The sequence below is a fragment of the uncultured Campylobacter sp. genome (genome assembly GCF_938030785.1).
GTDB lineage: Bacteria > Campylobacterota > Campylobacteria > Campylobacterales > Campylobacteraceae > Campylobacter_B.
This window is the reverse complement of record NZ_CALHIK010000086.1, coordinates 1-9248: the sequence shown is the minus strand read 5'-3', so window position 1 is coordinate 9248 and position 9248 is coordinate 1. Positions and strand designations below refer to the sequence as shown.

Genomic DNA, 9248 nt, shown 5'->3' with positions numbered 1-9248 from the left:
TGAAATTTTAAAATTTCACGCTGTATTTCATAGAAAGGTGCGTGTTCAAAAAGCGCAATGTAGATAAAATTTATTGATTCGCCCACTCGGAATTTCAAAATTCTTTGAAAATTTACTCGCCAAAATTTCTAAAAATTCTAAATTCTTTAAATTTACCGCAATGCGATTTATCACTTGCTGCGCGCTAAATTTTTAAAATTTACGCCGCATTGCGACCAAGATTAAGCGGCAAAAAGCTCAATTCGGCGGCTCAAATAACAAAGCGCATGAGCCGACGGGCACAAGCAAATAAAAGCTCGCGCTACTTTCGGTTTGCGTTGGCAAGCATAAGTTTTATGCGGTTTTCTTGATTTACCGCACTTGCGCCCGGATCGTAATCGATCGCGGCGATGTTTGCCTGCGGATAGTTTTGCTTGATCTTTCGGATCATTCCGCGCGCGATGATGTGGTTCGGCAGACAGCCAAAGGGCTGCGCGCACACGACGTTTTCGATACCGCGCTTCATAAACTCCACCATCTCCGCCGTTAGTAGCCAGCCCTCGCCCATCTTGACGCCATGGCTGATGTAGCCTTCGGCGGCTGCACGCACCTCGCCAAACGGCGTCGCCGCGGCAAATCCATATCGCTTCGTCTCCTCTATCAGCCAGCCCTGGAAAAATTCTAAAATTTTAGCGACGGCGAGCGAGCCGTAATACGCCGCGCCGCCCTTGCCGTAGAGCTGCTTATCGTAAACCGCATCGTAGATGCAGGTAAGCACGAAGTCCATCAGCCCCGTATTTACGGGCTCTGCGTTTTCGCGGATGAGATAGGCGTTTAGGCCGTTGTTGCCGATAGGCGAGTATTTTAGATAAATTTCGCCCACGATGCCCACGCGGATCTTTTGCTCGCCGCTGCGCTGCAGAGCGGCAAAGTTTTCCAGAATATAGCGAAAATTCTTTTTTAAGCGGAAGAACGTCCACTCGTTTGTCATCGAAGCGATGCGCGCGGCGACCCGCTCGTAAATTTCATTCGTAGCGCCGAGGGTCATCTCATAGGGCTTGCATTGATTATAAAGGCTCATCATCAAATCACCGTAAAAGATCGCAGCCATAAGCTTGATGAGCGATTTTTTACCGAGCGCGAACTCGTTTTCATCCAACGAGCCGAAATTTAAAGAGATCACCGGAATGTAAGAAAAGCCGCTATCTTCAAGCGCCTTGCGGAGTAAATTTATATAGTTGCTCGCCCTGCAACCGCCGCCCGTTTGGCTGATGAGAAGCGCTACTTTGTGCGTATCGTACTCGCCGCTTTTTAGCGCGTCGATAAACTGTCCGATGACGAGCAGCGCGGGATAGCACATATCGTTATGGACACTACGAAGCCCCTCTTCGACGATATTTGCACGATCCTCTTTAAGCAGCACGCTTTTGTATCCCTCATCGCGCAGCACCCCCTGCATAAAGCGAAAGTGCGGATCAATCATCGTAGGGATTAAGATCGTGTGGGTTTGTTTCATATCTTTTGTAAATTTAGCAAACATTATTGGCCTTTTTTGATTGCGCTTGCTTCTCGCGCTCTAGCATGGTAGCTTTTAGACTGCGAAGGCGGATCTTGACCGCACCTAGGTTGGTGACTTCATCGATCTTAAGCTGGGTGTAAATTTTACCGTTTTGACGCAGTATGTCGCGCACCTCATCACCCGTGATCGCGTCGATCCCGCAGCCGAAGCTGACTAACTGCACCAGCTGCATGCGCGGGTATTTGCAGACGAACTGCGCCGCGCTATAAAGCCTGGCGTGGTAGGTCCATTGATTTAGCGATTTCGTGCGTACCTGCGTCAAAGGCAGCGAATCCTCGCTAAGAACTACGAAGCCCAAGGAATTTAGATAGCGATCGATGCCGTGGTTGATCGTCTTATCGATATGATACGGGCGACCCGCGAGCACCACGGCGCTAGCGCCACTGCTTTGTATCTCTTTTAGAGTCTCCTCGCCCTTGATTAGGACGGTATTTTTATAGTTTTGCAGCTCCTTTAACCCCTGAAATACGGCGTTTTTGATCGCATCGACATTAAATTTATACCCGACATCCGCAAGCTCGCCTTGCATCGTCTTTGAAAACGAGTCTTGCATATTCAGATCCACGTGCGGATAGAGGAATTTTTTCTCCTCCAGCGCCCCTACGTTTGAGCGGATAAGCTCCGGATAATATGCAACTACGGGGCAGTTGTAGCAGTTCTCGCTGATATTTTCATCCAAGCTGTAGCTCATGCATGGATAAAAGATAAAATCCACATCCTTGTTTAAAAGATCGTAGATGTGGCCATGCACGCTTTTAGCCGGGTAGCAGACGGTGTCGCTCGGGATGCTCTGGCTTGCCAAAAACAGCGTCTCTTTTCGCGGCTTTTGCGACAGCACGAGGCTCATGCCTAAATTTTCAAAAAATGCGCTCCAAAACGGGATCATCTCGAACATATTCAAAACAAACGGAATTCCGACCCGCGGTGCGCCCTGCTTCGGCGGCTTGCGGTATTTTCGCAAAAGCTCGTTTTTAAACTCAAATAAATTCGTGATGTCGTGGCGGATCTCCTTGCCCGCGCCGCGCTCGCATTTGTTACCTGTGACAAATTTAGTATCGCCGAAATGGCTAATCGTAAGCGGGCATTTGTTCGTACAGAGTTTGCAGACGCTAAACTCGCTACTGTGAGTAAAGCTATCAAGCTCGGCGCGACTTATCATATCGGTGCGCTCATTTGCGTTATTTTTGGCAAAAAGCGCCGCGCCGTATGCGCCCATAAGCTCGCTGATATCAAGGCGGATGACGTTTTTCTTAAGCTCAAGCTCAAACGCGCGTAGCACGGCATTATTTAAAAATGTCCCGCCCTGCACTACGATATTTTGCCCAAGATCGTCGGCGTTTCGCACGCGGATAACCTTGTAAATAGCATTTTTTATGACGCTGATGGCAAGACCTGCGCTGATGTCCTCGATCGTAGCGCCGTCCTTTTGGGCCTGCTTGACCGAGGAGTTCATAAAGACCGTGCAGCGGCTGCCAAGCTTGGCGGGATGGGTCGCAAAAAGAGCTAAGTTTGCAAAATCTTTAATGTCGTAGCCCAAGGAATTTGAAAAGGTCTGCAAAAATGAGCCGCAGCCCGAGCTACACGCCTCGTTTAGCACGATAGAATCGATATTTTCATCCTTTATCGAAAAGCACTTGATGTCCTGTCCGCCGATATCGATGATAAAATCTACCTTCGGATTGAAGTGGCGCGCGGCGCTATAATGCGCGATCGTCTCGACGATGCCGTAATCGAAGCGAAAGGCGGTTTTTATAAGATCCTCGCCGTAGCCGGTAACGCCGCTACCTTTGATTTTAATGCGACCTTCGCAAAGATCGTATAACTCCTTAAGGCGCGGCAGCAGGATATCGACGGGATCGCCTTTATTGGAGGAGTAAAATTTATACAGCAGCTCGTAGTTTGCGCCTATCAGCACGACTTTGATTGTGGTACTGCCGCAATCTACGCCCAAATACGCATCTCCGCTATAGGTGTGGATATCTACCTTAGGCACGCTGGCGCGGGCGTGACGAGCGGTGAACTCGTCAAATTCCGCTCTGTCTTTGAAAAGCGGCGGCTCGGCTTCCAGAGCGGTTCTGTCGGGCTCTTTTTTTAAAAGCGCGATCGTTTCCTCTAAATTTAGAGTCTCGCCCGTATCCTTTGCGTATAGCGCGCTGCCGTAAGCCACGAAATAAGGTGCGATGTCAGGGAAGGTCGCGGTTTCATCGGTGAGCTTTAGCGCCTCTTTAAAGCGAGCCTGAAGGCCTTTTAGGAAAAACAACGGACCGCCTAAAAACAGGATATTGCCCTTGACCTCGCGACCCTGAGCGAGCCCCGAGATCGTCTGCTCAACGACCGCGGCGTAGATACTGGCGCTGATATCTTCCTTGCGTACGCCTTGATTTAGTAGAGGCTGGATATCGCTTTTGGCGAACACGCCGCAGCGCGAGGCGATTGGGTAAATTTTATTAGCTGCAAAGCTTAAACGATCAAGCTCCGTGATATCCAGATGCAAAAGATTGGTCATCTGATCGATAAATGCGCCGGTACCGCCAGCGCACGAGCCGTTCATCCGCTCCTCAAGTCCGCCCGTGAGAAATAAAATTTTAGCATCCTCGCCGCCGAGCTCGATGACGACATCGGTCTTTGGAAACATCCGCTTGACGCCGAGCGAGGTAGCGAAAACCTCTTGGACGAACGGAATTTTGCAATTTTTGGCGATACCCATGCCCGCCGAACCCGCTATGGCGACGCTAAATTGCTCGCCTGCATAGGTTTTTTGGATTTGCAAAATTTTATCCAGCACCAGCTCTTTTGGCTTTGCCAGATGCCGCTCGTAGCTTTTGCTTAAAATTTCATATTTTTCGTTTAAAACTACCGTTTTAACAGTAGTTGATCCTACGTCAATGCCTAAAAAAATCACATCTCGCTCTTTACTGAATAAATTTTACTCGGCCGAATTCTCAAATTTAGCGCGAGCTTTCTAAATTAAAATTTGCATTTTATAGTAATATTTTTAAACGCAAATAAAATCAGGATATATTTTATCTTTTTCTATAGAAAAAGGCGATTTTTAGGTAATTCAAAATTAAAAATTTTAATGGAAAAGTTGTAAAATTTTAGATTTAATGCGAGTGGATTTTGCGCGAAATTTTTTAAAATCTCGCGCATTATAAAAAGAGCTTCCTTTTTGAATTCAGAAGCGTAAATTTAAAGGATTATTTTCGAAGCTCTTTGATTTTAGCCGCTTTACCGCGTCTGTCGCGTAGGTAAAATAGCTTCGCGCGGCGAACGCGTCCTTTTCTTAGAACATCGATGCTTTCGATGCTTTCGCTGTAGATCGGGAAAATTCTCTCTACGCCGACGCTATTTGCGCCGATCTTGCGGATGATAAAGGTCTCGCTGACGCCGTTTCCGCGGCGTGCAATGCAGGTACCTTCAAAATTTTGAATTCTGCTCTTATCGCCCTCTTTGATCCTGATGGCTACCTTTAAGGTGTCGCCGGCACGGAAATCAGGCACACTTTTGCTTGTGATCTGAGCGTCCTCAAACGCTTGGATATACTTGTTTTTCATAAATTTCCTTTATTTCTGGCGATCTTTCGGTACATATCCGGGCGGAAGAACCTCGTTTTGCATAGCGCCATTTGATTTTTTAAGCTGCGCATTTTAGCGTGATTACCCTTTAAAAACTCTGAAACTATAGGTAAATTTTCAAAAATATCAGGCTTTGCGAACGCGGGCGCCTCTAAAATTCCGCCCTCAAAACTTTCTTCAACAAGCGAGCTTTCGTTGCCTAAAACGCCCTTTATGTTGCGGCTTATCGCATCACACATGCAAAGCGCGCCGAGCTCGCCGCCGGTAAGGACGAAATCGCCGATGCAAAAAATTTCATCCACATATCTTTCGACTATGCGCTCATCGATCCCCTCGTAGCGCCCGCAGATAAAGCACAAGCTCTCTTCGCCGCTTAGGCGCTTGGCATCGTTTTGGTTAAATTTTTTACCGGCGGGCGAGAGATAGATGAACTTCGTATTTTTAAATTTAGCTCTTACGTGTTCTATAGTCCCGGCAAGCGGCTCCGTGCCGATCAAAAGCCCCGCGCCGCCGCCGATCATATAATCATCTACTTTTTTGTAGCGATTTGTCGTGAAATTTCGCGGGTTAAAAAAATGCGTCGCAATTATTTTTTTATCGACCGCGCGCTTTAAAATTGAGTCCTCAAAATACGGCGCGATGAGATTTTCAAATAGAGAGATGAAGATAAAATTCATGAGTTTTCCAAAATCGCGCGCGCATTTTGTGTAAAAATTTTACGCTCGCTAAGCGAAATTTCTTTCACATAGGCGTCTACGTAGGGGATGAAAAATTCTTTCGGCAAAGCCTGCGAGATTAAGCTTTCATCCGTTTCTACCTCAAAAAGATAGCCGCTTCCGATCTGCGATATGTCACTTATGCGCCCCAAAATCACGCCGTCTTCATAAATTTCAAGCCCAATAATATCGAAATAGAAAAACTCGCCCTTTTGCAATTTGCAAAATTTTCGCGTGTCCTCTTTGCTTCGGTAAATGATTTGATTGGTTAAATTTGTCGCCGCTTCTACGCTTTCGTAATTTTTAAAAATAGCGCTAAAGTTTGCACCGTTGAAGGATAGAATTTCTAAAATTTCACCGTTTCGCAGATAAAATTTGGCGCCTTTTTTAAACTGAGAGGGGAAGTCGCTGCGATCGAAAATTTTAACCGCGCCCTTTAGACCGATAGTCCGACCGAGCTTCGCGACCTCTAAAAGATCATCAGGCATCTTTGGCTTTGACGGTAATTTTATAATTGATCGGATCTTTTGCTTTATAGCCGATGATGACGGTCTTTATGGCGTTTATCATTTTGCCGTCCTTGCCGATGAGCTTGCCGGTATCGGCCTTGTCGGCATAGACGATGATCTCGGTAAAATTTTCACCGACCCGCTTTTGCGTAGAGACAGACTGCGGATAGTCGGCGATCAACTTTGCGTATTCTTTTATAAAATTTTCTACCATTTTATTTGCTTGTGATTTGAGCGACCCTATCGCTTAACTTTGCACCTACGCTCTTCCAGTATGCCAAACGCTCCGCGTCGAATTTAATATTATCGCTCTGCTTTAACGGGTTATAAAAGCCGATCGTCTCGATAAAGCCGCCGTCGCGTCTTTTCCTACTATCCGTTACCACGATGCGGTAAAAAGGCTGCTTCTTTCTTCCGATTCTTGTAAGCCTAACAACTGTTGCCATTTTTTCTCCTTAAATTTTTGTAAGTTTTAGAACTTGCAGATGGCTAAAACTTAAACATCTGCAAACTCTACCGAGAGGCTATCTCGGTAAATTTTGCCTTTGAGCGATTGAGGCAAGCCCCTGCATGCCGCCCTTGCCTGAAAATTTCTTCGCAAGCTTCGAAGCGCCCGCAAACTGCTTTAAGAAGCGATTTACCTCTACCTGCGAAAGCCCTGCGCCCGCAGCAAGTCTGCGCTTGCGCGAATTATTTAGCAGATCCGGATTTTCGCGCTCTTTCGGCGTCATAGAGTTGATCATCGCTTTGATATGAAGTATCTCTTTTGAGTTTTCCAAATCGATATCTTTTATCTTATTCGCCATGCCGGAAAGTCCCGGGATCATGCCGATTAAATTTTTCATATTGCCGAGCTTTTTCACGCTTTCTAGCTGATTTACGAAATCGTTGAAATTAAACTCGCCCTTTTTGATCTTTTTGTTCAAGGCCTTAGCTTCTCTTTCGTCAAAAACGGCGCTTGTTTTCTCGGCCAGCGTCGCTAAATCGCCCTCGCCCATAATGCGGCCAGTGATTCTATCGGGTATAAAGCCCTCCAGATCGGCAACCTTCTCGCCGGTTCCGATAAAGCGAAGCGGTATACCCAGCTGCTGCGCGATGCCAAGAGCTACGCCGCCTTTGGTGTCGGCGTCAAATTTGCTTAAAATCACGCCAGTAAGACCTAAAATTTCATCAAATTTAGCGGCCGTTTTAATACCGTCTTGACCGCTCATAGCGTCCGCTACGTAAAAAATTTCATGCGGATTTAGAGTTTTTTTCATCTCCGCAAGCTGTGCCATTAGCGCCTCATCGATCGCAAGACGTCCCGCCGTATCTACGAGCAGTACGTCATAAAGCCCGCTTTTAGCCTTGCTTAGCGCTTTTTCGGCAACCTTTAGCGGATCACTCTCGCCCTCAATGAAAAATAGCTCAATCTCATTCGCCTCACACAGCTGGCGGAGCTGCTCGACCGCGGCTAGGCGCTGCAAGTCGCACGCTGCAACCAAGACCTTTTTTTTACGAAGTTTCAGATAGTTTGCAAGTTTTATCGTGCTTGTGGATTTTCCGCTTCCCTGAAGTCCCGTCATCAAAGCTACCGTAGGAGGCGTGCCGGCAAATACAAATCCCTGGCTGCTGCCTCTAGGCGCCGTTAAAATTTTAGTCAAATTTGTCTTGATGGACTGCAAAAACGGCTTCTGTCCTATCGTACCGATACGAAGATCGGCTTCGACAAGTGCCAAAAAATCCTTTACGACTTTGTGGTGCACGTCGGCCTTTAAAAGCGCTTTTTTTAGCGTCTCCAAGGCGTTTTTTAAAGCTTTTTCGTCATCGATTGTTTTTAATTTATTGACCGCGTTTTTAAACGACTCGCTTATGATCTCAAACACTTTGATCCCTTATAAAATTTTTAAACTTGCGATGTTACCTAAAATTAACTTAAAAGCCATTGAATATCAGAGCTCTTTAGGAATTTCAAAGCCGAATTCGTTGAAGCTTTTACCCGGCGGAGCTTTAAATTTTAGCCCCAAAATTTCGGTCTCGTATGAGTGCAGAAACATCCGCTTCGCGCGACTTTTAGCGTATTTTTCATCGCCTATTACGCCGAATCCCGCGTTTGCCAGATGCACGCGGATCTGATGCGTCCTGCCCGTCTCGATCCGCACCTTTACAAGCGATTTTTTGCCGCTTACCATAAGCGGATAAACCTCGCTAAATGCGCTCTTGCCGTTTGGCGAAATTTTAGAAAACGCGCCGCTTCGGGTCTTTATCGTCAAAATCGGCTCGTCAAATTTCATCTCTTCGCTCACGATCCCCTTCACGATCGCGATGTAGCTTTTCTTCACGCGCAAATTTTTAAACTCCGCAATCGCCGCTTCGCGAAATTCTTCGTTCTTATACAGCAGCACGACCCCGCTGGTTTCCTTATCCAAGCGGTTTAGAAGGCCGAATTTATAGATTTTTTCCAGATTTTCGCTGCTCATAAAGGGCGGCTTATTGACCGCCAAAACGTTCTCATCCTCGTATATGATCGCGGGTTTTGCGGGCTTCATCACGCTAAATTTGGTATTTTCGCCGAGCATCTCGCGCGCTAGAGCGATCTTTGCGCCGCGCGCGCTCACAAGCCCCGCGTCGATGAGGGCTTTAGCTTCGTTGTGCGAGATGTTTTCCTGCGCCGCTAGCAGTTTGTAGGCTTTTTCTTGCATTAAATTCTTTCCTTGATTAAATTTTCTATCTCTTGCAGATCGCAAATTTTATCTATCCGCGTGCCCTTTAGCGGCTCTTTTAAAGCGTTTGAAATTTCATCCGCCTCGCACAGAGCGATGTTTTGTACGAGCGCGTACAGCGCCTTTTGATTATGAAAAAATCGCCCGCTGATGATCGGTACGCCGAAGCTCGCCGCCTCGATCGGGCT

Annotated in this window: 9 protein-coding genes and 1 pseudogene; all 10 read right to left on the bottom strand. The window is 46.8% G+C overall.

Features of this window, described 5'->3' with window-relative positions; all coding sequences use genetic code 11:
- Nucleotides 1-301: 301 nt before the first annotated feature.
- On the bottom strand, nucleotides 302-1519 hold the full coding sequence (locus tag Q0438_RS04605; protein WP_299187890.1) for a 2-hydroxyacyl-CoA dehydratase: 1218 nt from the start codon (nucleotides 1517-1519) through the stop codon (nucleotides 302-304).
- Nucleotides 1509-4460, bottom strand: coding sequence for an acyl-CoA dehydratase activase (locus tag Q0438_RS04600; RefSeq protein ID WP_299187888.1), 2952 nt, complete (start codon nucleotides 4458-4460; stop codon nucleotides 1509-1511). The genes Q0438_RS04605 and Q0438_RS04600 overlap by 11 nt, the downstream gene beginning before the upstream one ends.
- A 295-nt stretch (nucleotides 4461-4755) precedes the next feature.
- Complete coding sequence (gene rplS, locus Q0438_RS04595) at nucleotides 4756-5112, bottom strand: 50S ribosomal protein L19 (RefSeq protein WP_299187885.1); 357 nt, start codon at nucleotides 5110-5112, stop codon at nucleotides 4756-4758.
- A complete protein-coding gene (trmD, locus tag Q0438_RS04590; protein ID WP_299187882.1) occupies nucleotides 5109-5810 on the bottom strand; it encodes a tRNA (guanosine(37)-N1)-methyltransferase TrmD in 702 nt (233 codons plus the stop codon). The genes rplS and trmD overlap by 4 nt, the downstream gene beginning before the upstream one ends.
- Complete coding sequence (gene rimM / locus Q0438_RS04585; protein WP_299187879.1) at nucleotides 5807-6337, bottom strand: ribosome maturation factor RimM; 531 nt, start codon at nucleotides 6335-6337, stop codon at nucleotides 5807-5809. The genes trmD and rimM overlap by 4 nt, the downstream gene beginning before the upstream one ends.
- Nucleotides 6330-6572, bottom strand: coding sequence for a KH domain-containing protein (locus tag Q0438_RS04580; RefSeq protein WP_005873158.1), 243 nt, complete (start codon nucleotides 6570-6572; stop codon nucleotides 6330-6332). The genes rimM and Q0438_RS04580 overlap by 8 nt, the downstream gene beginning before the upstream one ends.
- Nucleotide 6573: 1 nt before the next feature.
- Nucleotides 6574-6804, bottom strand: coding sequence for a 30S ribosomal protein S16 (rpsP, locus tag Q0438_RS04575; protein WP_291939688.1), 231 nt, complete (start codon nucleotides 6802-6804; stop codon nucleotides 6574-6576).
- Nucleotides 6805-6882: 78 nt separating this feature from the next.
- Nucleotides 6883-8223, bottom strand: a complete 1341-nt coding sequence (gene ffh, locus Q0438_RS04570; RefSeq protein ID WP_299187877.1) for a signal recognition particle protein — start codon at nucleotides 8221-8223, stop codon at nucleotides 6883-6885.
- Nucleotides 8224-8289: 66 nt separating this feature from the next.
- Entirely contained in the window at nucleotides 8290-9039 is a 750-nt protein-coding gene (locus tag Q0438_RS04565) for an RluA family pseudouridine synthase (protein WP_299187875.1), read from the bottom strand.
- Nucleotides 9039-9248: pseudogene (locus tag Q0438_RS04560) on the bottom strand (3-deoxy-D-manno-octulosonic acid transferase); the annotation flags it as partial. The pseudogene Q0438_RS04560 and the gene Q0438_RS04565, both read right to left, overlap by 1 nt.

Coding starts and splice junctions, on each gene's coding strand:
- Q0438_RS04605 (WP_299187890.1), bottom strand. CDS start 1,519: ATGTTTGCTAAATTTACAAAAGATATGAAACAAACCCACACGATCTTA.
- rplS (WP_299187885.1), bottom strand. CDS start 5,112: ATGAAAAACAAGTATATCCAAGCGTTTGAGGACGCTCAGATCACAAGC.
- trmD (WP_299187882.1), bottom strand. CDS start 5,810: ATGAATTTTATCTTCATCTCTCTATTTGAAAATCTCATCGCGCCGTAT.
- rimM (WP_299187879.1), bottom strand. CDS start 6,337: ATGCCTGATGATCTTTTAGAGGTCGCGAAGCTCGGTCGGACTATCGGT.
- Q0438_RS04580 (WP_005873158.1), bottom strand. CDS start 6,572: ATGGTAGAAAATTTTATAAAAGAATACGCAAAGTTGATCGCCGACTAT.
- rpsP (WP_291939688.1), bottom strand. CDS start 6,804: ATGGCAACAGTTGTTAGGCTTACAAGAATCGGAAGAAAGAAGCAGCCT.
- Q0438_RS04565 (WP_299187875.1), bottom strand. CDS start 9,039: ATGCAAGAAAAAGCCTACAAACTGCTAGCGGCGCAGGAAAACATCTCG.